This is a genomic window from Campylobacter sp. BCW_6889 (assembly GCF_001762535.1).
Classification (GTDB): Bacteria; Campylobacterota; Campylobacteria; order Campylobacterales; family Campylobacteraceae; genus Campylobacter_D; species Campylobacter_D jejuni.
Genome location: NZ_MJWZ01000076.1, coordinates 95,696 through 121,474, shown reverse-complemented (window position 1 = coordinate 121,474; position 25,779 = coordinate 95,696). Strand labels below are relative to the sequence as shown.

General features: G+C 31.1%; 33 protein-coding genes. All 33 read right to left on the bottom strand.

The window, feature by feature from the left end; all coding sequences use genetic code 11:
- Positions 1-55 precede the first annotated feature (55 nt).
- The gene (gene ybeY, locus AJ939_RS09155) at positions 56-463 is read right to left on the bottom strand and encodes an rRNA maturation RNase YbeY (RefSeq protein WP_002871111.1); all 408 of its coding nucleotides are present in this window, start codon (positions 461-463) and stop codon (positions 56-58) included.
- Positions 460-1,074, bottom strand: a complete 615-nt coding sequence (gene recO / locus AJ939_RS09150; protein ID WP_070276138.1) for a recombination protein RecO — start codon at positions 1,072-1,074, stop codon at positions 460-462. The genes ybeY and recO overlap by 4 nt, the downstream gene beginning before the upstream one ends.
- The gene (locus AJ939_RS09145) at positions 1,074-1,595 is read right to left on the bottom strand and encodes an isochorismatase family cysteine hydrolase (protein ID WP_070276137.1); all 522 of its coding nucleotides are present in this window, start codon (positions 1,593-1,595) and stop codon (positions 1,074-1,076) included. Before AJ939_RS09145 ends, recO begins: the two co-directional genes overlap by 1 nt.
- A gap of 4 nt (positions 1,596-1,599) precedes the next feature.
- On the bottom strand, positions 1,600-2,355 hold the full coding sequence (locus tag AJ939_RS09140) for a tRNA 2-thiocytidine(32) synthetase TtcA (protein ID WP_002860947.1): 756 nt from the start codon (positions 2,353-2,355) through the stop codon (positions 1,600-1,602).
- On the bottom strand, positions 2,352-3,041 hold the full coding sequence (pfs, locus tag AJ939_RS09135; RefSeq protein WP_002859787.1) for an aminodeoxyfutalosine nucleosidase: 690 nt from the start codon (positions 3,039-3,041) through the stop codon (positions 2,352-2,354). The genes AJ939_RS09140 and pfs overlap by 4 nt, the downstream gene beginning before the upstream one ends.
- On the bottom strand, positions 3,038-3,910 hold the full coding sequence (locus tag AJ939_RS09130; RefSeq protein ID WP_230099754.1) for an ACP S-malonyltransferase: 873 nt from the start codon (positions 3,908-3,910) through the stop codon (positions 3,038-3,040). Before AJ939_RS09130 ends, pfs begins: the two co-directional genes overlap by 4 nt.
- A gap of 47 nt (positions 3,911-3,957) precedes the next feature.
- Complete coding sequence (locus tag AJ939_RS09125; protein WP_070233950.1) at positions 3,958-4,521, bottom strand: peptidylprolyl isomerase; 564 nt, start codon at positions 4,519-4,521, stop codon at positions 3,958-3,960.
- A 14-nt stretch (positions 4,522-4,535) separates the two neighbouring features.
- Positions 4,536-5,483, bottom strand: coding sequence for a tetratricopeptide repeat protein (locus AJ939_RS09120; protein WP_070276136.1), 948 nt, complete (start codon positions 5,481-5,483; stop codon positions 4,536-4,538).
- Positions 5,484-5,486: 3 nt separating this feature from the next.
- The gene (gene pal / locus AJ939_RS09115) at positions 5,487-5,984 is read right to left on the bottom strand and encodes a peptidoglycan-associated lipoprotein Pal (protein ID WP_002851617.1); all 498 of its coding nucleotides are present in this window, start codon (positions 5,982-5,984) and stop codon (positions 5,487-5,489) included.
- Positions 5,985-6,060: 76 nt separating this feature from the next.
- On the bottom strand, positions 6,061-7,269 hold the full coding sequence (tolB, locus tag AJ939_RS09110; RefSeq protein ID WP_002860943.1) for a Tol-Pal system protein TolB: 1,209 nt from the start codon (positions 7,267-7,269) through the stop codon (positions 6,061-6,063).
- A gap of 9 nt (positions 7,270-7,278) precedes the next feature.
- Entirely contained in the window at positions 7,279-8,058 is a 780-nt protein-coding gene (locus AJ939_RS09105; protein WP_070276135.1) for a TonB C-terminal domain-containing protein, read from the bottom strand.
- 2 nt (positions 8,059-8,060) lie between these two features.
- On the bottom strand, positions 8,061-8,450 hold the full coding sequence (locus AJ939_RS09100; protein WP_002866730.1) for an ExbD/TolR family protein: 390 nt from the start codon (positions 8,448-8,450) through the stop codon (positions 8,061-8,063).
- 8 nt (positions 8,451-8,458) lie between these two features.
- On the bottom strand, positions 8,459-9,013 hold the full coding sequence (locus AJ939_RS09095) for a MotA/TolQ/ExbB proton channel family protein (RefSeq protein ID WP_002854361.1): 555 nt from the start codon (positions 9,011-9,013) through the stop codon (positions 8,459-8,461).
- A complete protein-coding gene (atpC, locus tag AJ939_RS09090) occupies positions 9,013-9,402 on the bottom strand; it encodes an ATP synthase F1 subunit epsilon (protein ID WP_002851752.1) in 390 nt (129 codons plus the stop codon). The genes AJ939_RS09095 and atpC overlap by 1 nt, the downstream gene beginning before the upstream one ends.
- Positions 9,403-9,405: 3 nt before the next feature.
- Positions 9,406-10,803: a F0F1 ATP synthase subunit beta gene (gene atpD / locus AJ939_RS09085; protein ID WP_002852005.1), complete on the bottom strand. Its 1,398-nt coding sequence runs from the start codon at positions 10,801-10,803 to the stop codon at positions 9,406-9,408.
- Between the two features lie 24 nt (positions 10,804-10,827).
- Complete coding sequence (atpG, locus tag AJ939_RS09080) at positions 10,828-11,712, bottom strand: ATP synthase F1 subunit gamma (RefSeq protein WP_002860587.1); 885 nt, start codon at positions 11,710-11,712, stop codon at positions 10,828-10,830.
- A gap of 8 nt (positions 11,713-11,720) precedes the next feature.
- The gene (atpA, locus tag AJ939_RS09075; protein ID WP_002851836.1) at positions 11,721-13,226 is read right to left on the bottom strand and encodes a F0F1 ATP synthase subunit alpha; all 1,506 of its coding nucleotides are present in this window, start codon (positions 13,224-13,226) and stop codon (positions 11,721-11,723) included.
- A gap of 13 nt (positions 13,227-13,239) precedes the next feature.
- The gene (locus AJ939_RS09070; RefSeq protein WP_070233955.1) at positions 13,240-13,761 is read right to left on the bottom strand and encodes a F0F1 ATP synthase subunit delta; all 522 of its coding nucleotides are present in this window, start codon (positions 13,759-13,761) and stop codon (positions 13,240-13,242) included.
- Between the two features lie 2 nt (positions 13,762-13,763).
- Entirely contained in the window at positions 13,764-14,276 is a 513-nt protein-coding gene (locus AJ939_RS09065) for a F0F1 ATP synthase subunit B (protein WP_044779374.1), read from the bottom strand.
- A 10-nt stretch (positions 14,277-14,286) separates the two neighbouring features.
- Entirely contained in the window at positions 14,287-14,712 is a 426-nt protein-coding gene (locus AJ939_RS09060; RefSeq protein WP_044779373.1) for a FoF1 ATP synthase subunit B', read from the bottom strand.
- Positions 14,713-14,772: 60 nt separating this feature from the next.
- Positions 14,773-15,609, bottom strand: a complete 837-nt coding sequence (locus AJ939_RS09055) for a ParB/RepB/Spo0J family partition protein (protein ID WP_044779401.1) — start codon at positions 15,607-15,609, stop codon at positions 14,773-14,775.
- A gap of 5 nt (positions 15,610-15,614) precedes the next feature.
- Positions 15,615-16,400, bottom strand: coding sequence for a ParA family protein (locus AJ939_RS09050; RefSeq protein ID WP_002851697.1), 786 nt, complete (start codon positions 16,398-16,400; stop codon positions 15,615-15,617).
- On the bottom strand, positions 16,397-17,050 hold the full coding sequence (locus AJ939_RS09045; RefSeq protein WP_002881382.1) for a biotin--[acetyl-CoA-carboxylase] ligase: 654 nt from the start codon (positions 17,048-17,050) through the stop codon (positions 16,397-16,399). The genes AJ939_RS09050 and AJ939_RS09045 overlap by 4 nt, the downstream gene beginning before the upstream one ends.
- Positions 17,013-17,930 carry a methionyl-tRNA formyltransferase gene (fmt, locus tag AJ939_RS09040; protein WP_044779372.1) on the bottom strand — a complete coding sequence of 306 codons (918 nt, stop codon included), beginning with the start codon at positions 17,928-17,930 and terminating at the stop codon, positions 17,013-17,015. The genes AJ939_RS09045 and fmt overlap by 38 nt, the downstream gene beginning before the upstream one ends.
- A 73-nt stretch (positions 17,931-18,003) precedes the next feature.
- Positions 18,004-18,759, bottom strand: a complete 756-nt coding sequence (proB, locus tag AJ939_RS09035) for a glutamate 5-kinase (RefSeq protein ID WP_044779371.1) — start codon at positions 18,757-18,759, stop codon at positions 18,004-18,006.
- Positions 18,760-18,881: 122 nt separating this feature from the next.
- The gene (gene obgE, locus AJ939_RS09030; RefSeq protein WP_044779370.1) at positions 18,882-19,919 is read right to left on the bottom strand and encodes a GTPase ObgE; all 1,038 of its coding nucleotides are present in this window, start codon (positions 19,917-19,919) and stop codon (positions 18,882-18,884) included.
- 107 nt (positions 19,920-20,026) lie between these two features.
- Entirely contained in the window at positions 20,027-20,281 is a 255-nt protein-coding gene (gene rpmA, locus AJ939_RS09025) for a 50S ribosomal protein L27 (RefSeq protein WP_002800974.1), read from the bottom strand.
- A 10-nt stretch (positions 20,282-20,291) separates the two neighbouring features.
- Positions 20,292-20,600 (bottom strand): 50S ribosomal protein L21, encoded by a 309-nt coding sequence (rplU, locus tag AJ939_RS09020; RefSeq protein WP_002778820.1) that lies wholly within the window; start codon positions 20,598-20,600, stop codon positions 20,292-20,294.
- Positions 20,601-20,758: 158 nt separating this feature from the next.
- Positions 20,759-21,961: a CsgG/HfaB family protein gene (locus tag AJ939_RS09015; protein ID WP_070233957.1), complete on the bottom strand. Its 1,203-nt coding sequence runs from the start codon at positions 21,959-21,961 to the stop codon at positions 20,759-20,761.
- 9 nt (positions 21,962-21,970) lie between these two features.
- Positions 21,971-23,308, bottom strand: a complete 1,338-nt coding sequence (locus AJ939_RS09010) for a DUF6844 domain-containing protein (protein WP_070233960.1) — start codon at positions 23,306-23,308, stop codon at positions 21,971-21,973.
- Positions 23,309-23,389: 81 nt separating this feature from the next.
- Positions 23,390-24,013 carry a penicillin-binding protein activator LpoB gene (lpoB, locus tag AJ939_RS09005; protein WP_002851945.1) on the bottom strand — a complete coding sequence of 208 codons (624 nt, stop codon included), beginning with the start codon at positions 24,011-24,013 and terminating at the stop codon, positions 23,390-23,392.
- A gap of 23 nt (positions 24,014-24,036) precedes the next feature.
- Complete coding sequence (locus tag AJ939_RS09000) at positions 24,037-24,405, bottom strand: YcfL family protein (RefSeq protein ID WP_002881373.1); 369 nt, start codon at positions 24,403-24,405, stop codon at positions 24,037-24,039.
- Between the two features lie 9 nt (positions 24,406-24,414).
- Positions 24,415-25,776, bottom strand: coding sequence for a COG3014 family protein (locus AJ939_RS08995; protein ID WP_070233964.1), 1,362 nt, complete (start codon positions 25,774-25,776; stop codon positions 24,415-24,417).
- Positions 25,777-25,779 lie beyond the last annotated feature (3 nt).

The following is a 25,779-nucleotide window of genomic DNA, read 5'->3' as shown; positions in this document are numbered from 1 at the left end:
ATAATTTAAAATATATAATATAAAACCTTCTAACACTCGAAGAAAAAATTCTTACTTAATCTTTTAAAGTCCTTATAATCAAACTTTTAGGCAAATTAAAATGCTCTATAAGTTCTTTCTCTTTTTCTCTCATTTCTCCATTATCATTTTCATGATCAAAACCTAACAAATGAAGCATAGCGTGGATAAAAAGCAAGCTTATTTCTTCTTCATAGCTATGCCCTAACTCTTTAGCCTTCTCTTTTGCCAAATCCACATTGATCACAACAGAACCCAAAGGCAAACTCTCATCGATATTTTCAAGCGGAAAAGAAAGCACATCAGTGGTTTTATCTTGTTTTCTTTGCTCTAAGTTAATTTCTTGCATTTCTTTACTATCCACAAAGACAAGCTCCACATCTTTAGGACTTAAAAAACTTGCTATAGATTCTAAAAAATCACATTTTTCATCACTTAATATCATAAACCTTCCTTAATCAAATGATATAAATTTTCTATTTCTTCATCATCAAAAATCGCACAATTTTTACTGCTATAAAATTGTTTTATTTTTTTTTCTTCAAACTCAAATCCTAAAGCACATTGAGAATGTGAAGGTAAAAAAGCCCTTAGCAGTGTAATGGAATTTTGGATTTTCTCATCACAAGCAAAACAAAAAAAATCTTTATGCAATCTTCCTTCAAATTCCAAAATTTTTAAATAAGCATCAACAATAACACGCTTTGGATTTTGTTTTTCAAACCTTTTCACACACTCATCAAGTAAATTAAAATAAAAACTATCAAGCTCTTCCACATCTTTTAAGTGTCTATATAAAAGACGGATAAATTCTTGCCAAATAAGCATTTTATCCCTTTGCATAATCCATAAAAATCCCAAATGCAATACATCTTTAAGTCTTGGTAAAAAACTAGGATTTTCTTCTAAAGCAAAGTCGATTTTATAGCCGCTTAAAATACTAGAATGTCTAAGTCCATAAAAACGATAAACCTTAATAAGCATTTTAGGACTTAAAATATAAACGATCAAATCCTCATCTTTAACTTTTTGAGTATGAAGTATAAAGCCTTGCATTAAACAATTTCAATACCATAAGCTCTAAGTATATCAAAAGCGGATTTTTCTAAATTTTCATCAAAACTTGCACTTAAATTTTGGTGTAAAATTATCTTTGCATTAGGCTTAGCACCAAAAGCTAAAATGATATTACAAAACACACAAATATGAGAAACAAGCCCTGCAAAATGAAGTTCTTCATAATCGCTTTTTTGTATGAAATTAGCTAGTTCTAAGCTACCAAAAGTATTTTTATAAAAAATTTTATGAGCTTTTTGTAAAAAAGGTTCAAATTCCTTTGGCATTTGCCAACCCAAACTCTCTTTAATACAATGTTTTACAGGTAAATTTAAACCTTCTTTACTTTGTAGATAATGCTCATCATGCGTATCATAGGTTAAAAGCAAATGCGTGTTATTAAAATCGATTTGATTTAAGGCTTTAAGAATATTTTCTTTGATTTTTAAAGCCTTATCAAAACCTAAACTTCCATCAATAAAATCATTTTGATAATCCACTAAAACAAAAGCTTTTTTCATGCTTTTATGCCTTTTGAAGCCAAAAACTCTCCGTGTGTAAATTGGCAAAAGCGGTTTTTAAACTTGTAAAAAGCTTAGGATGATCTTTTTCTAAATTTGCTAAAAGCTGTTTAGCTTCTTCTCTAGCGTGGGGGAATTTTACATTTTTTTCGCTGAGTTTCATACCAGGACAAAATTCATTTCCTATCACGCTAAGTTCATTTTGTGTAGCATTATCCCTAAGCTGTCTTTCTCGCACAAAAATCAAAGGGCGTATCACAATTACACCGCGTTTGCTTTGATAAATAGGCGCTAAGGTTCTTAAAGCTCCATTATGAATAAAATTCATAAAAAAGCTTTCTGCTGCATCATCTAAATGATGGGCTATAGCAAGCTTGTTAAAACCTTTTTCAAGAGCGTAAGTATATAAAGCTCCACGACGCATTCTCGAAAAATAACTACAAAAACTTGAATTTTCTCTTATGGTATCACCTGAAACTTCATAAATATTTGAATCAAGCACGCTATGTTTAATGCCGTGTTCTTCACAATGTGCATGAAGATGAGAATAATCCTCGCCCATGCCATAACTCAAAGTTACCGCTTCAAGTTCAAATTTAAAAGGAGCATGAGCTTGCATACGATTTAAAAGATGGGCTAAAGCCAAAGAATCTTTCCCGCCACTAAGCCCTAAAAGAACCCTATCTCCATCTTTAATAAGTCCAAATTTAGCATTAGCTTGTGCAACTTGGCGTATGAGTTTTTTGCTAAGATTTATCATAATTTCTCGCACATTTTAAGCACAAAATTGGCTGAAATTTTAGCTGAATTGATCACAAATTCATCAAAATCAAATTCAGCCTTTTCCCCTGCTTTATCACTCATAGCTCTTAAGATAAAACAAGGCACCTTTAAAGCATCACAAACCAAAGCCACACTTGCGCCTTCCATTTCACAAGCATCCGCATTGAAAATTTCTCTAATTTTTGCTTTTTTTGCTTCATCGCAAATAAACTCATCACCCGTTGCAATAATACCTGCACGAAGTTTGATATTTAATTCCTTAGCAACTTCTAAAGCAAGATTGTTTAATTTCTCATCGGTTTTGATAAAAATTTCATTACCTGGAACAAAACCCAAAGGATGCCCAAAAGCGGTAATATCAAGATCGTATTGAGCTAATTTTGTTGCGTAAAGCAAATCACCAATTTCAAGTTCAGGATTAAAAGCACCTGCAACTCCTGTAAAAAGCAAAGCTTGTGCGCCAAATTTTTCTATCATCACACTAGCACTAAGAGTAGAATTTACCTTGCCGATTTTAGAATACGCTAAAACAAGTTCATGATTTTTATACTTTGCAAAATAATAAGTATTATTAGCGTGTTCTATTTTTGTATAATCTTTAAGTGTTTCAAGCAAAGGAGTGATTTCTTCACTCATGGCTCCTAAAATTGCTATTTTCATCATATAACCTTTAAAAATTCATCAATATCATTCATATTTGTTAAAGCATAAGTTTCTTTTGAAGTGATTTTTTTATTCAAACCCTTAAGCACACTTGCGCCAAATTCTATGAAATAATCTACTTCATTTTCACATGCCTTAATGCTTTGTTTATAAAGCACAGGAGAGATAAGTTGTGCTTTTAAAAGCTCAAGGGCTTCTTCTTTGCTTGTATAAATTTTGGCATTTGCATTAGAAATTACGGCTTTAAAATTTGGTTTTAACACCTTTTCAAGCTCCACACAAAGCTTAGCTGAAGCATTTTCCAAAAGAGGACAATGACTTGCCACGCTCATATTTAAAAGCATAGCTCTTTTAGCTCCTGCTTCTTTAAATACACTTTCATAACTTGCTAAATCAGGTTTTAAACCTGCTACAACGATTTGTCCATCGCAGTTATAATTTGCAGCGAAAATTTGCTTGTTTTCTTTTTGTGCTTTTTGACAAAGCTCTTCAACCTTTTCATCATCAAGCCCTAAAACAACCATCATACCCGCTTCAACTTTTACACAATCTTCTTGCATAAAAAGCCCTCTTTTATTGACCAAAGAAAGAGCCTCTAAAAAATCAAAAGCACCATTGACAGCTAAGGCTGAAAATTCTCCCAAAGAATGCCCTAAAGCAAATTTCGAACTTAAATCAGGTTTTTTTTCAAGTAAAACACTATAAGCCATTAAGGAATTTAAAACGATGGCGGGTTGAGTAAATTCACTTTGATTGAGTTTTTCGTTTTCTTCAAAAAGCAAATGTTTAAAATCAATCTTACAAAAATCACTTGCGTTTTGAAGGAGTTCTTTGGCTTTTATAGAGTTTTCATAAAAATCTTTTCCCATGCCAAGACTTTGTGAGCCTTGACCTGGAAATATAAACGCGGTCTTCATTAATGACAACCGCAACCGCCGCCACCACAGCAACCGCCGCCACCGTGTCCGTGATTATGATCGTGTCCATGTCCGCTTCCACAACCACAACTATGACTTCCTGCGATAATACCTGTAAGAATTTCATCTTCACTTGCAGCTCTAGCATCTACGATATTTAAAGAAAAAAGCAAATCACGACCCGCATAAGGGTGATTATAATCAATTGTCACATCATTTTCACTAATTTCTTTTACAGTTACACGAACAGTTTCGCCATTTTCACCTTCGCCAAAAAGCTCCATACCTACCTTTAAATCAATACCTGCAAATTGCTCTTTTGGTAAAGTTTGAACGGCATTTTCATCGTATTCGCCTAAACCTTTTTCTTTTTTAATTACCACATCAGCATTGCTAGGACAATCAAGCTTCATCACTTCTTCTTCTAAGCTTTCTAAAATCTGACCTTTGCCTAAAATAAAAGAAATAGGTTGAGAATATAAATTTGATTCTAAAACTTCATTTGTATTTGCGTCTTTTAACTCATAAAACATTGAAACTACACTATTTTTTTCTATAGCCATTTTATCTCCTTAATTTATTTTCTATTGGGTGAAGCTTTTGCTTCGGGTGAATTTGGATAATTAGTTTTTAAAGCTTTATAAAAACCATTTGCTGTTTTTGTATCACCTGTTTTATCCAATGAAATGGCAGTATGATATAAAAGTTTTGGGAAATAATCCCCTTTTGTACTCAAAGAAGAACTTTTTTTATAATAAACAATAGCATTGTTATAATTTTTTTGTTTATACTCGATCTCCCCTAACCAAAAATTTGCTCTTGCGGGTTTATACTGCTTTGTTATGAGAAAATTTAATTTTGCTTTGGAATCTTCAAAAGCATTTTTATCAACATCTTTTATCGCTAATTCTAAAATTTCATTATTTTTTTTCTTTTTCCAAGATTCATCAATTTGTTTTACTTTATCATCTTGGGTATTTTGAGCATTATTGTTTTCAATAGTACTGTTTGAATCTGTAGTTGAAACAACAACACTAGGTGTAGTAGCTTTAACGCTTAAATTTGCATCATTTAATTCGTTTTTAGAAACATAATTTGCATTAATAGCATCTACTAAAGAACTAAGTTCGGCTAAAACTTTTTTTACTTGCTTATTATTAGCTTCTTGAATTTTTCTACTTTCTTCAACATAAGCCTTTAATTTTTGAATTTCACTAGTAAAATTATTTTCAATATTTTGATTATTCTCTTCAACTTGACTTAATCTAGAATTTGATTTAGCATATTGAGAATTTATACCTTCTAAAGTGCTTTGTAAACCCTCGATTCTTTCGTTAATTTCATTAATTCTAGCATTTGTTTGTATATTTTCATTATTTAAATTATCTAACTTTTCTTTAAATAATTTTTCATTTGAAGTTAAACCATAAGAAGAATTGCTTGTTATATCTCCTGCACCAAAAGCTGAGCTTTCTGCATAAAGTAAAGTAGCTCCAAGAAGAGCTACTGTGAATATTTTTTTCATTAATTATCTTGATAATTTAAATTCAGCACGTCTGTTTTGCGCATCGCAAGCTTTAGTTTTTTCAGTGCACACAGGATTTGTTTCTCCATAGCTTTTAACAGCAATTCTATCAGCATTTACACCTTTAGCGATTAAAGCTTCTTTTACAGCTTTTGCTCTTTTTAAACCTAGAGCTTGGTTATATTCATCAGTTCCCCACTCATCGCAGTTTCCTTCAACAGTAATACTTACACCGCTTACTTCAGTGTTAAAGATATTAGCATTCGTGCTTACAACATTTTGCATATCAGGACGAATGTTGAATTTATCAAAATCAAAATATACTTTATTTAAAGTATCATTAAGTTGAGAAATTTTTGAATCAATATCCCAACCATCACTTCCACCTGAACCACGATTTGAATCAACACTACTATCACCGCTTACGCTAGTGCTTTTTGTGCTACAACCACTAATAACAACTGCAAGAGCTGCAATTGAAGTAAAAAGAATTTTTTTCATTTATGACCTTTCAAAGTTAATAAATTCTTACTATTATATCTAATTTTTAATTAATTTTAACCTAAAATTGAAATTTTTACCAATCAATTGATTGAATTTTTCCAACCCTAAGAGGAAAATAAAAAGTCTTATTTGCATTTACACGAATAACACCTAAAGCACTTTGCGCACCTAAATATTTAATAAATACTATACTTCCACCGTCACTAGAAAATCTTGGAAATAAATTTTTTCCATTTGCTGTAAGTTGACGAATATAATCACTATTAATTGACATCAAATAAATATTAAAAACACCTGCTTGATTTGGTTCACGACTTGAGTAAACCAAAAAATCTTTATAAGTCGAAACAGCCGAATTGTTTCTACCATGAAAAACAACTTGTTCAGCACTATTGCTATTTAAATCTTGCATAAAAATATTAGGATATCCTAAACGATCGCTTACAAATACCACTTTACTATCATCTGAGCCAATAAAATTTCCATTAACATCAATACCAGAATAATTAGTTAATTGTGTTAGATTTTTGGTATTTAAGTCATATAAATAAACATCAGGCTGATCTTTTGGAGCCATGGTAACAAGTAGTTTACTTCCATCTACACTCACATCACTTGCTACAACCATACCGCCGCTTGATAAAATTTTACTAGCTTTATTGGTATTTAAATCATAACGGTATAAAGTTGGCTTATCATGATCATAAGCTGTATAATAAAATAGAGTTTGTTCTTTATTTCCCCATTTTGGAAATAAATTAAGCCCACCATCAACAATAACTTTTTGATAAGTTAAAGTATAATCAGCCATAATAATTTGACTTTTCTTAGAGCTAGAATTTCTCGCGATCAAAATTTTATGATCCATCCAATCAACAGGTGCAAGTCCTAACGCATTTACAGAAGCTTTGACGCTTTTATGTGCCAAAAATGGATATTGCTCTAAACCATTTAAAGTATAAGTTTGCTCTGACTTATCAGAACCGCCAGCTTTTATTTTTACATTTAAACTCAAAGTGTTACCATTTTTATTTAAAGCGTATTCAAAAGTATAATTACTTGTCTCAGTTGCATTAGCAACAACTTCAAAGTTTGAACTTACTTTCAAATCGTTCACAATGATATTATAAAAGCTTTTCTTTAAATTCTCATCACTTAAATTTGAATTATCTTTAACAATAATCTTTGGTAAAACTACACCAGAATTAACAACATCAATCACTGGATCTTCTGCCCAAAGACTTCCTAAAAAGACTAAAAAAATTGCTACAATTTTTTTCATTTTTTTCTCCTAATCATTTTTAACTTTTGCTTCATCTCTTAAATTCATGGTAATGCTTATATTTTTATTTTGCGGAGGATAAGTAATAAATTTACCTTTTTGACTTTCTAAAAATTCAGCCACTTTAGCATCATATAAAGGATTCCCACTTTTTTCAACTGAAGTATAGCCAAATTTTCCATTTTCATCAATAAAAATTTTTACCTTAACAGAAATTTTTTCACTATTTGGATAATACTGAGTCCATCTTTGAGTGATAATACGCACAACTTTCCCTAAAAATTCATCATAAATTCCAATCTTTTGCGCCTTTGTGCTTTCGCCTTGCGTTGAACTTTCTTCTTGAAGTAAACTATCATTAAGTTGTTTTACAAGTTCGGAAGCTTGAGGTTTTGGAGCACTAGAAATTCCTGATTTAGCACTTGATTGAATTTTTGTAGTCTTTTCTTCTTGTATTTCTTTAATATTTCCAAAAAGCTCATTAAAATTACTTGCCTTTTGGTCAATATCTTCAGTTTTAACTGTTTTATTTGTAGTCTGAGCAAAAAGTTTTTCTATATCAATTTGCTCTGTTGGTTTTTGTATTTCTTTAGGAGTGTTGCTTTGAGTAATAACTTGTTTTGATGGTTCAGCAAGTTCAATATCTACAAAACTATCTTTTATATCGGTATATTGTATAGCAGATTCAACCTCGCTTACAAGTCTAAAAAAAACAAGAATTACTATACTAATATATATTACTAAAGCAAGTAAAAACGAATTTAAATTACTCAAACCATAATTTTTCATGATTATTCAGTCTGTAAAGCAACTTTATTAAATCCTAAATTTTTTACACTTCTTAAGACTGAAATAACATCGTCATATTTTAAGCTTTTATCAGCGCGTATAAAAACTGGATCTTCGGTATTAAATTGTGCTTTTCTTTGAGCAAGATTGTCAGCAAAACTTATAAAATCGTATTTTTCTTGATTTAAAAAAATTTCTTTTTTTGCATTAATACTAATAATTAAACTCTTAACAGTTGGAGCGCTAGTATTTTTTTGACTACCTTGTGGAAGATTAATTTTTTCTTCATAAGTAATGCTTGGAGCTGTTACCATTAAAATCGCAAGCAATACAAGCATAATATCCACTAAAGGTGTGATATTAAGTTCAGGTTTTTCATCATCAAATGGCATTTTTAACCTTATTTACTCGAACTTATAACTTTAATCTCGCTATCAATAATGCTTAAAAGTTCGAAAGCTTTTCTTTTAATGATGAGATGAAATGTATAAGCAGGAATTGCCACTAAAATACCGCAACCTGTAGCAACTAAAGCCTCGCTGATTTTAGGAGCTATGATACTTAAAGAATTTTGAGTTCCAAGCCCACCAAAAGTTTCAAGTATAGAAATAACTGTCCCAAAAAGACCTATAAAAGGTGAAGTTGAAGCAATAATACTAAGCCAAGTAAGTCCAGCAGAAGCGCGACGACTTGCTAAATTTTTATAGATTTCTAAATGATTTGAAGTTGTATCATTGCATTTTCTTAAAATCGAATCAGTACGACTTAAATCCTTCTCACCCAAGAGCAAAGTTTCTAAACTTTCTTTTTCCTTATTTCTCCATGTAGCCAAATAAGTCAATCTAGCAAACAAAATACTAAACGCTAAAATAAAATATAAAGAAAGCCATAATAAAACTATATAAGTAATAATACTTGAACTATTGAAAAAATGAAATATAGCTTCAAAATTCATTAATGCATCCTTGCATTATCAAGTTTTGAAAAAGTTGCCGCTAAAGCTGCATTATCAGAACTCATAGATTTGATCAAATCTTTTGCTTGAGCAAGATTTTTTTCAATCTCACTTTCATCACTTCCGCAAACCCAAACCGCACCCTTTGCTAGCACGCAAATCTTATCTTCATCTACCTTTGCATGCCCAGCATCAATAGCAATTAATTCATGATTTAAATCAGCTTTTTCAATATCAATTACTCCAGATTTTAAAGAAGAAACCAAAGCAGCATGTCCTTTAAGCACGCCAAATTCTCCTTCACTACCCGGTAAAGTAACAGATTTTACTTCTCCTTGATAGATTACACCCAAAGGCGTAACTATCTCGAAATTAATCAAATCGTTCATAAATTAACCTTTTAATTTATCCGCTTTTGCAATAGCTTCATCTATATTTCCAACCATATAGAAAGCATTTTCTGGTAAATGATCATATTTACCTTCTAAAATTCCCTTAAATCCTGCTATTGTATCTTCAAGGCTTATATATTTTCCTGGGCTACCTGTGAAAACTTCTGCAACGAAAAATGGTTGTGATAAGAATTTTTCAATCTTTCTCGCTCTTTCAACTACAAGTTTATCCTCTTCGCTAAGCTCATCCATACCTAAAATGGCGATGATATCTTGTAAATCTTTGTATTTTTGAAGCACTGATTGAACACCACGAGCAACTTTATAATGTTCTTCTCCAATGATATTTGGGTCAAGCATTCTTGAAGTTGAGTCAAGTGGGTCAACTGCAGGATAAATACCCTTTTCAGCAATAGCTCTATTTAAAACCGTTGTAGCATCTAAGTGAGCAAAAACAGTTGCTGGAGCTGGGTCGGTTAAGTCATCAGCTGGAACGTAAACAGCTTGAACTGAAGTGATTGAGCCTTTTTTAGTTGAAGTAATTCTTTCTTGGAATTTACCCATTTCACTTGCTAAGGTTGGTTGATAACCCACAGCTGATGGAATTCTTCCTAAAAGTGCTGACATTTCAGAACCTGATTGTGAAAATCTAAAGATATTATCAATAAACATAAGCACATCAAGACCCATTTCATCTCTAAAATACTCAGCCATTGTTAAACCTGTTAAAGCAATACGATTTCTTGCCCCTGGTGGTTCATTCATTTGCCCATAACATAGAGCAACTTTGTCTAAAACATTGCTTTCTTTCATTTCATTATAAAGATCATTTCCTTCACGAGTTCTCTCACCCACACCTGCAAATACAGAATAGCCGCTATGCTTAAATGCAACATTGTGAATAAGCTCCATAATAATAACAGTCTTACCAACACCTGCACCGCCAAAAAGACCTACTTTACCACCTTTTGCATAAGGAGCAAGTAAATCCACAACTTTAATCCCTGTTTCAAAAATCTCACTTTTTGTGCTTTGATCTTCAAAAGCTGGTGGATCTCTATGAATCGCCCATTTTTTATCAAAAGAAATTTCTTCACCTTCATCGATCAAATCTCCAGTAACATTGAAAATTCTTCCTAAAACTTTCTCACCAACAGGAACACTAATAGGAGCACCTAAAGCCTCAGCTTTTAAGCCCCTTACCAAACCATCTGTCATATCCATAGCAATAGTTCTAACTCTATTATCTCCTAAATGAGCTGCTACTTCTAAAACAAGTTTATGTTTTTTTCCTTCGCTTTCAAAATTTACAACAATTGCTTCATTAATTTGAGGTAAATAGTCGTTAAAATCTACATCAACAACCGGACCTAATACCTGTGAAATAAATCCTTGCATTATTTATCTTCTCCTTAAAATTTACTATTTCATTGATTCAACACCACTGATAATTTCTATAAGCTCAGTAGTAATAGATTCTTGTCTTGCTTTGTTATAAGCTAAATTTAGTTGTTTCACTCTTGCCTTTGCGTTATTAGTTGCATTATCCATAGCTTGCATTCTTGCGCTATGCTCTGCCGCCAAAGAATCGATTAACGCATAATACATATTATACTCAAAATACGTTTTCATTAAATCTTCTAAAAGCTCAGTTCCTTCCGGTTCAAGCTCTAAAAGAGAATTATGAGTCTGTTCAATACTCTTTGGTTCAACTGGAATAAGATGATTAATTTTAAGTTCTTGGGTAATCATATTTTTATAACCATTATGAACTAAAATCACTTCATCTGTATTTCCATTTAAAAAATCATCTACAGCAGCATGAATTACTTCACATGCTTTCTCATAGTCAGGACTAGAACTAAGATGGAAATATTTCTCTAACAATTCTATTTTTTGAAAATTAAAATATTCAATCCCAGTTTTACCTATAGCTCTAAGACGAATATTAATATTTTTTGCTTCATATTCTTTTAGCATTTCACTTACTGTTTTTAAAGTCTTAATATTAAAACCACCGCATAAGCCTTTATCTGCAGTGATAAATATTAAATCTACGGTTTTAATTTGTTCTTTTTTATGAAACAAAGATAAACGCACATCATCTTCATTGTGAACAATTTTATTGATCTGAAATGAAATTTCACTCAAAATTTCATCGATTTTTTGTGCATAAATTTTTGATCTTTTAGCTGCTTCTTCTGCTTTTTTTAACTTAGCAGTAGAAACTAGCTTCATAGCATTTGTAGTCTTTTGAGTGTTATGAACACTTTTAATTTTTCTTTTAATTTCTTTTAAATTAGACATAAAAGACCTTATAAATGATTTGCTTTAAACTCATTAATGGCTTTAGCTAGTTTTTCTTCCAAATCAGAATCTAAAGCTTTTTTAGAGCGAATTTGCTCAAAAATATCTGGATGTTTTGCCTCAATAAAAGGATAAATTCCATCTTCAAATTCCTTAATTCTAGAAACAGCAATATCATCTAAGAAACCTTTGGTTCCTGCAAAAATTAAAACTACTTGTTTTTCAACGCTAAGCGGAGAATAAGGTGGTTGTTTTAAGAGTTCAACCATTCTTTGTCCACGTTCAAGTTGTTTTCTACTTGCCTCATCTAAATCACTAGCAAATTGTGCAAAAGCTTGAAGCTCTCTATATTGAGCAAGGTCAAGTCTTAATGTGCCTGAAACTTGTTTTGTAGCTTTAATTTGAGCAGCCCCACCTACACGAGATACTGATAAACCAACATTAATTGCAGGACGAATTCCTGAGTTAAATAAATCAGTTTCTAAGAAAATTTGTCCATCTGTAATTGAAATAACATTAGTTGGAATATAAGCAGAAACATCTCCTGCTTGTGTTTCAATTATCGGCAATGCCGTCAAAGAACCAGCACCTAATTCATCATTTAGCTTGCTTGCTCTTTCAAGCAATCTTGAATGAAGGTAAAAAACATCGCCTGGATAAGCTTCACGACCTGGAGGACGACGTAAAATCAAAGACATTTCGCGATAAGCTACAGCATGCTTGCTCAAATCATCATAAACAATTAAAGCATGTTTTGCGTTGTCTCTAAAAAATTCACCCATGGTTACACCAGTATATGGAGCTAAGTACTGTAAAGCCGCAGGATCTGAAGCGCCGGCATTTACAACAATAGTATATTCCATAGCACCATGTTCTTCTAGTCTTTTAACCACTTGTGCCACTGTACTTTGCTTTTGACCAATTGCAACATATATACAGATAACTCCTTGACCTCTTTGAGATATAATAGTATCAACAGCAACAGTAGTTTTACCTGTTTGTCTATCGCCTATGATAAGCTCTCTTTGACCACGACCAATTGGCACAAGTGCATCAATAGCTTTAATTCCTGTATGTAAAGGCTCATGAACACTTTTTCTCGCCATAATACCTTTTGCTTTTTCTTCAACAAAACGATATTCATTAGCATTGATCACACCTTTAGCATCAATTGGCTCACCTAAAGCATTTACAACACGGCCAATCAAAGCCTCACCTACTGGAACTTTAAGTAACTTCTTAAGTCTTTTTACAGAAGCACCTTCTTTTAAACCTTCTCCTTTTCCAAGTATAACAATACCTACACTCGACTCTTCAAGGTTTAAGGCCATTCCTTTATCACCATTTTCAAATTCTACCATTTCTCCAGCCATAATATTCTTAAGTCCATATACCTTAGCAACACCATCAGCTACAGAAATAATTTTTCCTGTTTCTTCAATTTCAAGATTTAAATCAAAATTTTCAATTCTTTCTTTGATTATTGAACTGATCTCATCAGCTTTAAATTTCATTTACTTTTTCTCCTTAGATAATTTTCAATATATATTCGTTTAGCTTATTTTGAAGAGCTTTCATAGAAAAAGAAAGTTCATAACCTAATTCTTCTAATTCTATTTTAACACTATCATCTTGACTGATTTTATTGATTAATTTAATATTTGCATCAAATTTTTTGTTAAGTTTTACTTCAAGATCTTTAAGATTTTCTTGACTTAATTTTTCTTTAGAATACACAATACCAACAAAAATATTTTCTTTAAAAGCTTTTTGTCTTTCAAGTTCTTTAACTATTTGAGGAATGTATTCTAATCTTGAATTTTCAATCAAAAGTCTTAAAAAATTTTGAAAACTAGAATTTTTAATATCAAAAAAAGAATCAAGAAATTCCATTTTTCTTTCTTTTTTAATCTCGTTAGATTCTATAACATTTTTAAATTTCGGCAAAACAAAAGCAGAATTTAAAATACACAAATTCTGATAAAAATCATTTATATCAGCTCTTGAAGCTATCGCTTTTGCATATCTTCTTGCAATTATATTCTCCATATTTAAGATACCTTCTTCATCATAAGTTCTATTATTTCACTCTGTTTTAATGTCATATTTGGATCAGAAAAAATTTCGTTTAAAGTATTTGATACTAATTCTTTTTCCATTTTTCTAAATTCATAATCTTTCTGTTCCTCGAAATGTTTTTGAAGTAAATCCAACTCATCTTGAGTTTCTTTCTTAATATTTTGAACTAAGATTTCAGCTTCTTTTTTTGCTGTAACTAAAGCAGCAGCAGCATTTGCTTTCGCTTCTTCAAGTTTTTTCATCGTATCTAATTTCTTAGCTTTACTTTCTAAAAGTTTTTTTTGAATTTCATCAAGCTTAGAAGAAATTTTTACAATACGGTTTTTGTAAAAATTTTTAAATGGAGTTGCAACAAAATAATACAATATAGCCACAAAAATTAGAAAATTAATAGTCCTTGGAATAATATCATATTCTCCACTACCATTTGATGCACCAAAGGCATACAAAGGTAGCAAAAATATAATAAAGAATAACTTACTCATTTCTCTCCTCTTAAATTTTCTTTATGTTATTTTGCAAAGCCTGCTTAAGCTCAGGTAAATGTATGTTTAAATGTTCTTGCAACTCTTTTCTTTGAACAGCTAAATCTGCATAAAAGCTGGCCATTTTTCGTTCTAATTCTTCTTTTTTGCTTCTAAGAATTTGCTCTGCCTCTTCTTTAGCAACAGCTATAGCACTTTGTTTAATTTTTTGAATTTCTTCTCTAGTGTTAATATGAATAGCTTCTAGTTCATCATTCACACCTAAAACTTCTTGAGAATTTTCTTTTACTTTATTCTCATCATTTTTTATAGAATCATTTCTTTCATCCATAAATTTTAAAAGCGGCTTATACAGCATACTATTTAAAATAACTATCATAGCTAAAAAAATAGCCATAGTAGCAAGCATTATGGAAGGATGCATATCTTCAAACATAATTCTCCTTGGTTAGAATTTTTGAAGGACTATTCTACCATAAAAAAGCTAAGATTTTGGTTAAAACTTTTCAAGCATTTTGATTAATTTTTTAATTTTATCAATATTTTCTAAATGAATTACAAAATCATTATTTTTATTTTTGCAGTCAAATCCAAAGCGATTTAGTATGTGTTTTAATTTCTTTATTTCATCTTCAAATTCTTGATTAGGTAAGCTTTCATTATTTTTTATTTTTTTAACTATTTTTTCGGTATCTCTAACATTAAGTTTTTGACCTATTATACTATCAACCAACATTTTTTCATCTTTTTGATCTAAACCAACTAAAACTTTAGCATGACCCTGAGAAATTTTTCCAGAAGCAATCAACTCTTGAGTTCTAATATCTAAATTCAGAAGTCTTAAAGTATTTGTTATTTGAGTACGAGACTTATGAATAAGTTCTGCTAAATTCTCTTGAGTAATTTTATGAACTTGCATCAAATCCTTATAAGAATTAGCAAGCTCAATAGGGTTTAAATTCTCTCTTTGTATATTTTCAATAAGAGCCAATTCTCTAAGCTTATTCTCATCAATATCAGCAATAAAAGCTAGAATTTCTTTTTTTCCTAATGCTTTCACCGCTCTTAAGCGACGTTCTCCAGCAATTAAAATAAATTTACTATTTTTTTTAAATACAATAATAGGCTGAATAAGCCCAAATTCTTTGATAGAATTAGCAAGCTCATCTAAAGCTTCTTGATCAAAATTCTTTCTTGGCTGAAATGGATTGGGTGAAATTTGATCAATTTCTATCATAGTGCTTTGATTTTTATCAAAACCCAATTCTTTACTATAAACAGTATCCATATCACTGATTAAACTGCTTAAACCCCTATCTTTATTTAACCCCATCATAATTATCCTAATATAGAATACGCCAAATTTTGATAAGCAACAGAACCTGGCGATTTAATATCATAAAGAATTATAGGCTTTCCAAAACTTGGACTTTCTGCAAGCTTTACATTGCGAGGGATCACAATAAAGTCATCTTCGTTTCCATTAATAGTAAAAAGTTGTTTTTTAAAATTTTGTTTCAAATCATCTACAACATCTTTAGAAAGATTATTTTGAGAGCTATACATTGTCGGTAAAAATCCACGAACCCTGAGTTTAGAATTAATAGTTTTTTTGATAATTTTAATTGTATTTAAAACCATAGCTACACCCTCAAGCGCATAAAATTCACACTGTATAGGGATAATTACACTATCGCTTGCTGCAAAAGCATTTATAGTAATACTTCCAAGAGCAGGTGGAGAATCAATAATAATAAAATCATACTCATCAATCACTTCTTGAATTTGATTTTTAAGCAGCATTTTTTTTTCATTATTTTCACCTTTAGCAAGCTCTTGTTCTATACCTACAAGACCTATATTTGAAGGAGCTAAATGAAGTTGTGGCAATTCTGTTTTTAAAATAATATCTGAAAGCTTTTTTCTTCCTATAAAAACATGGTAAATATTATACTCATAATTATTACGATTAAAACCAAGTCCTGTAGTCGCATTAGCTTGCGGATCAACATCGATCAAAAGTACTTTTTTTTCAGCCACAGCCAAAGAAGCAGCTAAATTTACTGCTGTTGTAGTCTTTCCTACTCCACCTTTTTGATTTGCTATTGTAATAATTTCGCTCATCTTAAACTATACACCCTTTTATCACCTAGTAAAATTGAACCATCTTCATACAAAAAAGAATTTTCAAGTGAAAAAACTTTACCTTCATGATGGACGCTAAATTTTCTTGATTTTTCAAATTCTAACATATACTTGCTAAAAATATTCTTCCATAAATTTTTTTTTTCTACTTTTTGCAAAAACTCACTCACTAAATCTTTAAGCGAAATTTCTATATCACAAAAAGCTGTATTTTGGGGTGCAAATTTAAGATTTAAACCCATACCACCTATGATAAAATTTGAAATTTTAGCACTTATAACCCCTCCAGCTTTTTTATCATCTAAATATAAATCGTTAGGCCATTTAAGCCAAATTTTAGAACCTTTTTCTTGTAAAACTTCTTTAAGTAAATAAGCAAAATAAATACTCACAGAAGCTAAAGGTAAATCTTTTGGCAAGTCTTCTTCTTTAATACAAAAAGAAAGATGTAAATTTCCTTTAGAGCTCTGCCAAGAATTTTCCCTACTTCCAACTCCATTTGTTTGTTCTAAAGCATAAATAGCAAAATTTCCATCAATCTTTCCATTGCGTATTTGCTTGCATAAAAAAAGATGAGTTGAGTCTATACTTTCAACACAAACTATCTTCACTTTTAAGCCTTTTTCCATTTAAATAAGTCCTACCATCAAGAGCTTTTTTTCCACTTTCTTGAAGTTTTTTAATACGCAAAACTCCTTGTTTGCAAGCAAGCAAAAAACTTTCTTTTTCCAATTCTAAAATTTCACCCATCTTAGCATTTTGTTTTAATTCATCCACAAGTTCAAGCTCTAAGAATTTAAGTCCATTTTCCAAAAAAACTCCAGGCCAAGGAGTAAAAGCTAGATATTTTTGATAAAGTTCTCTTGCATTTTGCAAATTTATAAGTCCATCTTCTTTTTTGATTTTTCTACAAAGTGTTGCTAGACTTTCCTCTTGTTTTTTAGGGGTGATTTTATCAAAATTTAAAAGAGTAGTGAGGATGAGCTTAGCGGCCAAATTTGCTAAAAGTTCAAAAACTTCACTTGAATTTTTATCTTTTATATCACACTCTAAGCTTTCAAGTATAGCACCTGTATCAAGCCCTTCTTCCATGAGCATGGTGCAAACTCCACTTTTTTCATCTTTGTTTAAAATCGCACTTTGGATCGGACTGGCACCGCGGTATTTTGGAAGTAAAGAAGCATGCAAATTCACACAAGGTGCTAAATCCAAAATGGCTTTAGGTAAAATTTTTCCATAGGCAGCAACCACGATAAAATCAGGATTTAAATCCTTAATCTCTCTTATAATATTTTCATCTTTTAAAGAACTTGGAGTAAAAATAGGAATACTAGGATAATTTTGACTTAAAAAAGCCTTAGTATCACTTGGAGTTAAAATTTGCTTTCTACCTACGGCTTTATCAGGCTGGGTAAAAAGTGCTACGAGTTTAAAATTTTCATTTTCTACTAGTGCTTTTAAAATACAAGTTGCATAAGATGGAGTACCCATAAAAATAATTTTTTTCATTTTTTCGCTTTGTGTGAAATTAAAAGTTTTAATTATAACTTATTTGATTTTAAAAGAGAATTTAATAAATTAATCACTCAAACAAAGTTCCACCTATCTGTTTATCTTCTAATAAAAATGTCTTTGCCGCACTTAAATCAAATCCACTTGCTAAAAACATTTTTTTATTGTGTTCAAGTAAAAATTTAGCTGCCTTAAGTTTGGTTACTATACCACCCGTTCCGTGCTCACTACCTGTTTTTATGGTTGCTTGTAGCCATTCTTCTTTGATATGAGTGATTTTTTCTAAACGTTTTGCATCACTAAATTCACTAGGATTTTTATCATAAAATCCATCAATATCGCTTAAAATCACAAGCAAATCCGCATCAAAAAAATGCGCAGCATAAGCACTTAAGCTATCATTATCACCAAAGACAATTTCTTCTATAGCTGTAGCGTCATTTTCATTGATAATAGGCAAAATTCCTAAATTTATCATCATATCGATAGCATTTTTTGCGTGTTTGGTAGCTTTTCTAGAGTCAAAATCCTTGCCTGTAAGTAAAATTTGTCCGCCTAGTTTACCAAATTTGGCTAAAAGCTCGTTATAAACACTGATTAAAAAAGGTTGTCCAATAGCGGCTAAAACTTGTTTATTAATGAGGTTTTTTCTATCAATATCTAGTTTAGTGTGTCCTGCTGAAATCGCTGCTGAAGTTACTAAAATCACTTCATATTTTTCCATGAGTTTAGCTAAAAATGCGACTAAATTTTTAAGACGCTCAAAACTTAAAGTGTTTTCTTCACTAATCACATGAGAACCCACTTTAACAACTATTCTTTTCATGCTTATTCCTTGAAAAATTTTTATAATTTTAGCCAAAATTTCATATAAACTAGTTATTGTTTGAAAAAATAGGGAGTGTTTGAAACTTTTAATATAAAACACTTCCTAGATTGTTAAAATTTTTATTTGTTATTTCTTAAAGTTTTAATTTCTTCTAAAAGCATGAATTTAAGTTCTTTAAGTCCTGTTTTTTCAAGACTTGAGACTTTGATTAAAAAGCTTTGCGGATTATTTATTTCTTTGAGATAATTTTCTAACTCATTAATGTTTAAAGCAATTTGCTCGGCAAATTCTTCTCCTAAACTAACACTATCACTTTTTGAAATCATGATGCCAAATTTACGCCCAAAAAGTTCATTGGAAAATTTTTCAAGTTCTTTTCTTAGTACTATAAATTGTTCTTTTAAAGGCATTTGCCTCATAGGATCTAGCACGAAAAGTAAAAAGCTCGTTCTTTCTATGTGCTTTAAAAAGGCAAGTCCTAAGCCTTTACCCCCACTTGCTCCTTCGATAATCCCTGGAATATCAGCCATAACAAAGGAATTATACTCATCTACATCCACGAGTCCAAGTTTTGGAGTAAGGGTGGTAAATTCATAATTTGCAATTTCAGGTTTTGCATTTGAAACAATGCTTATAAGAGTAGATTTTCCCACATTTGGAAAGCCCACAAGCCCTACATCGGCAATAAGTTTAAGCTCAAGTCTGACTAAGCGACTTTCTCCTTTTATACCAGGTTGTGCGTAATCGGGGCGTTGATTAGTGGCGTGTTTAAAATGAGTGTTGCCAAGTCCGCCTTTTCCACCTTTTAAAAAAAGCTCTCTTTGTCCTTCTTTGGTAAGATCGAGTAAAATTTCATTAGTTTGCGCATCGATAACTTGCGTTCCTTCGGGCACTATAAGTTCTAAATTTTCACCCTTTTTGCCATTTTTATTGCGTCCCATTCCACCAGCACCATTTTGTGCGCGTAATTCTCTTTTGCCTTTGAAATTTACAAGAGTGTGGGTATTATTATCACATACGAAAATAATATCACCACCATTTCCACCATCTCCTCCATCAGGGCCACCAAGTGGAACATGTTTTTCACGGCGAAAACTTACAGCACCTTTGCCGCCATCGCCTGAAGCTAAAGTAATTTTAACACTATCAATAAACATTTAAATTGCCTTTGACTTTAAATTTATAAAGCTAAATTTGAGTAAATAAAAGAAGTTAAATTTATAAATTTAAAGTTTTCAAGACGCTAAAAAAGCGTCCTGAAAACTTATGCAGGATATACAGAAACTTTTTTTCTGTCTTTGTCTTTTCTTTCGAATTTTACAAAACCATCAATTAGAGCAAAGATAGTATGATCTTTTCCCATACCTACATTGTTACCTGCATGAGTTGCAGTTCCTCTTTGGCGGATGATGATATTTCCAGCTCTAACAAACTCGCCACCAAATTTTTTAACACCTAAACGACGACCTATAGAATCGCGGTTATTTTGAGTTGAACCTTGACCTTTCTTGTGTGCCATTCTTTACTCCTTAAGCTTTGATATCTTTTACTACAACGCGAGTAAATTGTCTTCTAAAACCGCGTTTGAGTTTAGAATCTTTTCTGCGTCTTTTTTTGTAAATCACAACTTTTTTATCTTTTCCGTGATTGATCACTTCTAAAACAACTTTTGCACCTGCTACGAAAGGCGCACCTACCTTTAATTCTTTATCATTGATAGCAAGAACTTCGCTTACTTCAATACTTGCTTTGCTTTCAGCTTCAAAGTGATCTAGTTTTAGCTCATCGCCAACACTTACTTTGTATTGCTTTCCGCTGTGTTTGATAATAGCATACATTGCTTTTCCTTATAAATTGGTAGTACCATAAAGCACCGCAATAACGGATTTAAAAGCTTTAGTGGTTTAATAGAATTTTGATTTTACAAAATTTTTCTTTAATTTTTGATGAATTTAAGAAAGGATTTAGAGTTTGAGAAAAATCAAACTCTAAAAATTTAAAAGCCTAGATTTACTCCGCCACCTTCTTGGGTTTCATAATTTGCATCACGACCTATAGTATAACCATTTCCACTATTGCTACCAATTAAAGGTCTACAAATATCGCCTACTTTTACACTACCTTCTGTGATTTTTGCATAAGAAAGTTTAGGGCTTGTGCGAGTGATTTCAATACTTCCTGTTTTGCTTTCTACTCTTCCTGTATTTTCTTTTGTATAAGCATCTTTTATAACCTTCCCAAGAGCAAAACATTCATAAATATCACCTTGATTTAAGCTTTGAGAAAATACTACTTCATTGTTTTCAACGCTTGCAACTTTCAAAGGATAAATTGCATTTAAAATATCTCCTGCAATACGATTTGCAATTTGTTTGAGTGCAGCTTCATTGGCACTAAGGCTATCGTCTTTAATGCTAACTTTCATACTTAAAGTATTAGAAAATTTAATTTGTCTTGTAGCAAATAAAAACACGCGATAATCTACGATAACTTCAATTTCAGTTTTGCTTTTTCCTGTTAAATTGCTTGTTTTTTGCTTACCTTCAAGTCCTGAAATAGAAAACAATAAAATATAATCTGTTGCTAACACATTTTTAAGTTTATAAACTTCATCACTAGCTGCGTCGCCACTTTTGATTAAAGCTTTTTCCATTTCATAATAGCCACTAGAATCACGGTCTAAAACATTAAATTTACGACTTTGCAATAAATCAGAAATGATTTTTTGTTGCAAAGCTGAGCCTATACCTCTTTTTGCAACATCTGGAGTAGAATCAAAAACAGTAATACTTCTTCTATTATCTGCACTTAAACCTGGAGCTTGATACTTTTTTGTTGTTGTGGTTTTAAAAATCGTTACATTGGCTGTATATTTACCATTTACATCTTGTTCAACACTATTGATTTCATAAGTATCGGCTCTACCTTTGGTGGCTTTTGAAATTTGCTCGCTGTAATTATCTTGTATGTTTGAACCTGAATTATCAGTTGAAACGCTAGTGTTAGATTTCTTAAGAGAATTGATGCTTACTCCGCTCATTTTTCCTATAGCTTCTATAATGGCATTGTTTATCGCATCTTCCCTAGTCAAGCCTGTGCCTTCGCCTGTGCTTGATTTTGTTGAAGTTGTGGTTATAACTTTAGCATTAAGACTTAGACTTAAAAATAAGCCTAAAAAAAGAATTTTAATTATTTTCATCTTTTACCTTTAAAAATCATCCATGCTATTTACAACATTAGAGCTTCTTTGTATGCTAGAAGATTTTTTAGCTTCATTTTTTGTTGTATTTGACTTTGAATTTAAAGCCTCATTTGTGTTAGCTAAATTTTCATAAGAATAAAATCTCACAGCTCCTACATATTCAATACCATTTTCACTTGTATAGCTCCATTTTTTAAGAGTACGAATACCACGAATTTTACCGCTTGCACTTGCTTTTATTTTACTACTTACTTTGTCAATAATATTTGTTATGTTTTGAGTTTGTTCTTGAGTGGAACTATCATTAACATTAATACTTTGTTTGATAATTTCCTCGTAAGTATCACCAGTTGTTCTTTCATCTTTAAGACTTAAATTTGTATTAATAAACTCTATAATAGCAGCATCAGCCATAGTAAGTGCTGTTTCTTTGGCTCTATCTTCTAAAATATTTGTTTTTTTAGCATTGCTAGGATCTGCTACATAACCCCAGTTTCCATAACTTAAAATAATAGGCGCACCATTTTCATCATAAACTAAGCGAATTCCATATTCATTTAAAAAGCCTTTTGTATCTTTTGGCAGATACTCACTTATTGCCTTGCCTTTACCCTTAATAGCACTCTGTCTTGCTAGTGCCATATCTTTTGCTAATTGGCGAGTTTTATTGGAAATAACAGCAATAACACCTACATCATACTCACCTCTTCTTTGTGTAACTATAGTTTGCACAGGAACAAGTCCACTCATAGAACCTATGGCATTTGTCATAGTTTTATTAAGAAATTCTTGCTTTAATAAAGTCTTTTTTCTGTCTTCGCTTAAAGAATTTGTATCTATACCTAAATCTTTTAATGCCTTATCAAGCTGAGCACCAGCTAATTGTGTAAGTTTATTTAAAATTTGATCAACCTTATCACCTTTTGGCAATTCATCAAATTCCTTAGCATTAGTAGAATTATCTGCTTCATAATTTTGAATCTTGCTTGTAGCAATTCTTCCAAAAGCATCTCTTATAAATTCGCTTTGTAAATTTAACATTGCTTTTTGATAAGCATTTTGTAAAGCTTGTGCAAATTGTGGATCAGTATCATTTACAGCAACAGTACTTTTTCCCGTATAAAAAGTTTTTCCATCTTTGGTTATACCATATTCTATACCGAAATTATCGGCAAATTCTTCAAAAAAATCTTCAATTGATTTTGGGGTAATATCCTTAGTACTTGCATCAGACATTTCATTTTGAGTATTTATATCTTGTTGTGTAATTTCTACAGGCTGGGAACCTTGTGCATAAAGTAAACTTGCCATAACTAAAGAGCCAATAAATAATATTTTTTTCATTTCATATCCTTTTAAAAATCATAAAAAAAGCTCAAGCTAAACACTTGAGCTAAAAATTTTATTCATAAATTAATTTTTATTTTACCAAGTAACTGATTTACTAGAACCAGTTTTATCAATAGTTTGCTCATCTTCCCAATAAACTAAACCTGATGTTAAATCAGTAAGTCTTAGTAAGAAAAAGTATTCTACTTGAGTTTTACCATTGCTAAGTTTTACATTATCTTGTCTAATTTTACCCGCAAGAGAAAAATCAGGCGATACCAATGTCCCTTTTTTTGCTATGGTTTTTTGATTAAACTCATCATTATCTCTTAATTCTCTTACATCTTCACTCATGCTATCAAGCGCTCCGCCTGCAGCAACTGCCGAAGTTAGAACAAATTTACCTGATTTTCTTAATGCAGAAGTGATTTTTGCGGTGAGTTTTTCAGTATCGATTCTTTGCGGGGTATCATTCACAACCCTACCAATAGCAATAACCTTTCTTGTACCTGGTTTAATATTTGCAAAAGCAGGATCGCTTAACATACTATTTATCATAGTTTCAGCTGCACTTTCAAAATCTTGTCTATCAAGACCCAAGGTTAAAGCATCGCCTTTTTTTACCTGACTTGCCTTTCCATCTGTATAAGCTGTTTGCGCACAACCACTAAAAAGCAAAGCTCCAATAAGAGCTGTTCCTAAAATTTTTGTTTTTTTCATGATTTATCCTTCCTAAAATGAGATTAATTTTTTGCTTTAATTTCTAATCTAAAATCCTTCGCTCTTGTATCAGATGCAAGTTTACGAAGAATTACCTCTTGTCCTGCTGGAATTCTAAGGGCTTGATAATCCTCATTTAAAACATCTCTTAGCACAAAACCATCTTTATCTAACCAATCTACTTTATAAATTACATCTTTAGCAAAAGTACTGCGTAAAATCACTTCAAATTCTAAATAACCATTGCTATTTATACGCTTTTGAAATTGTTTTACTAAACTTTTTGGTAAATTTGAACCTAAAATTACAGTATTTTGATTTGAATTTATTTGATAACTTGGTGCACAAGCACTAAGTAAAAACATTAAAATAAATAAAATAATTTTTTTCATCTTTTAGCCTTATTTTTCCATGATAGCAACACTTGCAGGTAAATACGGAGCAAAAGAACGCACTACAACAAGAGCATTTTTATTTTTATCCAATGATTTTTGAAACAAAATATTGCCTTGTGGATCTTTGATTTCTAAATTTCCGTCGTTTTCTATTGTTGCTATGGCAATACTTTTTGGTAAACCTCTCCAAGAACGCACATCAGCTTTGTTGGTTGCAGCAGTTGCTACTGCTGTTGCAAGACTTAGCCATCCACCTGTAGAGTCATTATTTGCAACAGCTACATTTAAAGTGGTTTTAATTATAGTTTGAGCTAAGGCTTTAGCAATCATTGCAGGCATATTTATTTTAAATTCAGTAGCGACAATATTGTCTAAATCTACAAAATCATTTGTATTTTGACCATTTATATTTAAATTTGCAAAAGAAGCTTCCCTTTTTTTCAAGGTTTGTAAAGCAATATTTGTGCTAATAATTTTTTTATCCACTATAAAAGGTAAGGTTAAAGCAAATTCATCCTTAACTACACCAAATCCATTTTCATAAACTACAAAAACATATTTTTTAGCTTTTTTGACTTTTATTTTTGTGGCATATTCTTTAAAAATTTTAGCCTCTTTTTTGATAGTTTTATTTTTTGGATAAATAATAGCTACTTCTCTAAATAAATCTGCAGCTTTTCTATAATCTTTATCCATAAAGAAAAATATTGAAGCAAGATAAGTCGCATAAGGATTTATGAAATTTTTTGTTGTATCAAACTCTTTAAATAAGTTATCGTATTGTGCTTCTATAACTTTTGAGTTTTCATTCATATTTTTATCATAATTTTTATCTTCTTTTGCCTTATCTAAATCAGCACGATTTTTCTCAATTTCTTTAGCAAAATATTCTTTTGCCTTATCTTGACGCATTAAAGCACGATTAAACTCAACTCTTGCATTTTCATAATCATCTTCTTCCATATAGTTTAGAGCTTTATATATATTAACCATAATTCTTTCATATAAAGAACCATCATAATCAACTATAGTATCATTAAGCAAGGTTGTACCAACAAATTTAGCTGCTTTAGAGCCTACATTTTCTAAATCCACATCATATTTATAAGATTCTTCCACAGCATCAAAAAATACATTACTTTTGTTAAAATCACCACAATTTCTAGCAATCAAACCTGCATTTAATCCTGTATAAATGACATCATCATTTTTTTTAATTTTTTCTAAATTTTGATTGAAAAAATCATCACCACAATATTTTTGTGTTAAAGCATTTTCAAATGTTGTATTTTGTTTAACCTGATTAACACAAGCTGTTAAAAAAAGGCAAACAATACCTGAAAAAATCAACCCAACTTTTATCTTCATTAA

Coding starts and splice junctions, on each gene's coding strand:
- AJ939_RS09140 (WP_002860947.1), bottom strand. CDS start 2,355: ATGATAAATCTTAGCAAAAAACTCATACGCCAAGTTGCACAAGCTAAT.
- AJ939_RS09100 (WP_002866730.1), bottom strand. CDS start 8,450: ATGCCATTTGATGATGAAAAACCTGAACTTAATATCACACCTTTAGTG.
- ybeY (WP_002871111.1), bottom strand. CDS start 463: ATGATATTAAGTGATGAAAAATGTGATTTTTTAGAATCTATAGCAAGT.
- rpmA (WP_002800974.1), bottom strand. CDS start 20,281: ATGGCACACAAGAAAGGTCAAGGTTCAACTCAAAATAACCGCGATTCT.
- AJ939_RS09065 (WP_044779374.1), bottom strand. CDS start 14,276: ATGAGTAAGTTATTCTTTATTATATTTTTGCTACCTTTGTATGCCTTT.
- AJ939_RS09105 (WP_070276135.1), bottom strand. CDS start 8,058: ATGAAAAATTATGGTTTGAGTAATTTAAATTCGTTTTTACTTGCTTTA.
- AJ939_RS09145 (WP_070276137.1), bottom strand. CDS start 1,595: ATGAAAAAAGCTTTTGTTTTAGTGGATTATCAAAATGATTTTATTGAT.
- pal (WP_002851617.1), bottom strand. CDS start 5,984: ATGAAAAAAATTCTTTTTACTTCAATTGCAGCTCTTGCAGTTGTTATT.
- tolB (WP_002860943.1), bottom strand. CDS start 7,269: ATGAAAAAAATTGTAGCAATTTTTTTAGTCTTTTTAGGAAGTCTTTGG.
- AJ939_RS09060 (WP_044779373.1), bottom strand. CDS start 14,712: ATGTTTGAAGATATGCATCCTTCCATAATGCTTGCTACTATGGCTATT.
- rplU (WP_002778820.1), bottom strand. CDS start 20,600: ATGTATGCTATTATCAAACACAGCGGAAAGCAATACAAAGTAAGTGTT.
- atpG (WP_002860587.1), bottom strand. CDS start 11,712: ATGTCTAATTTAAAAGAAATTAAAAGAAAAATTAAAAGTGTTCATAAC.
- recO (WP_070276138.1), bottom strand. CDS start 1,074: ATGCAAGGCTTTATACTTCATACTCAAAAAGTTAAAGATGAGGATTTG.
- AJ939_RS09130 (WP_230099754.1), bottom strand. CDS start 3,910: ATGGGAAAAGATTTTTATGAAAACTCTATAAAAGCCAAAGAACTCCTT.
- AJ939_RS08995 (WP_070233964.1), bottom strand. CDS start 25,776: ATGAAGATAAAAGTTGGGTTGATTTTTTCAGGTATTGTTTGCCTTTTT.
- AJ939_RS09125 (WP_070233950.1), bottom strand. CDS start 4,521: ATGGCTATAGAAAAAAATAGTGTAGTTTCAATGTTTTATGAGTTAAAA.
- AJ939_RS09015 (WP_070233957.1), bottom strand. CDS start 21,961: ATGAAAATAATTAAAATTCTTTTTTTAGGCTTATTTTTAAGTCTAAGT.
- AJ939_RS09055 (WP_044779401.1), bottom strand. CDS start 15,609: ATGGGGTTAAATAAAGATAGGGGTTTAAGCAGTTTAATCAGTGATATG.
- AJ939_RS09095 (WP_002854361.1), bottom strand. CDS start 9,013: ATGAATTTTGAAGCTATATTTCATTTTTTCAATAGTTCAAGTATTATT.
- AJ939_RS09045 (WP_002881382.1), bottom strand. CDS start 17,050: ATGGAAAAAGGCTTAAAAGTGAAGATAGTTTGTGTTGAAAGTATAGAC.
- proB (WP_044779371.1), bottom strand. CDS start 18,759: ATGAAAAGAATAGTTGTTAAAGTGGGTTCTCATGTGATTAGTGAAGAA.
- AJ939_RS09120 (WP_070276136.1), bottom strand. CDS start 5,483: ATGAAAAAAATATTCACAGTAGCTCTTCTTGGAGCTACTTTACTTTAT.
- atpD (WP_002852005.1), bottom strand. CDS start 10,803: ATGCAAGGATTTATTTCACAGGTATTAGGTCCGGTTGTTGATGTAGAT.
- AJ939_RS09010 (WP_070233960.1), bottom strand. CDS start 23,308: ATGAAAAAAATATTATTTATTGGCTCTTTAGTTATGGCAAGTTTACTT.
- fmt (WP_044779372.1), bottom strand. CDS start 17,930: ATGAAAAAAATTATTTTTATGGGTACTCCATCTTATGCAACTTGTATT.
- pfs (WP_002859787.1), bottom strand. CDS start 3,041: ATGATGAAAATAGCAATTTTAGGAGCCATGAGTGAAGAAATCACTCCT.
- lpoB (WP_002851945.1), bottom strand. CDS start 24,013: ATGAAAAAAACAAAAATTTTAGGAACAGCTCTTATTGGAGCTTTGCTT.
- atpA (WP_002851836.1), bottom strand. CDS start 13,226: ATGAAATTTAAAGCTGATGAGATCAGTTCAATAATCAAAGAAAGAATT.
- AJ939_RS09000 (WP_002881373.1), bottom strand. CDS start 24,405: ATGAAAAAAATTATTTTATTTATTTTAATGTTTTTACTTAGTGCTTGT.
- obgE (WP_044779370.1), bottom strand. CDS start 19,919: ATGTTTATTGATAGTGTTAAAATTACTTTAGCTTCAGGCGATGGCGGC.
- atpC (WP_002851752.1), bottom strand. CDS start 9,402: ATGAACGATTTGATTAATTTCGAGATAGTTACGCCTTTGGGTGTAATC.
- AJ939_RS09050 (WP_002851697.1), bottom strand. CDS start 16,400: ATGAGCGAAATTATTACAATAGCAAATCAAAAAGGTGGAGTAGGAAAG.
- AJ939_RS09070 (WP_070233955.1), bottom strand. CDS start 13,761: ATGGAGAATATAATTGCAAGAAGATATGCAAAAGCGATAGCTTCAAGA.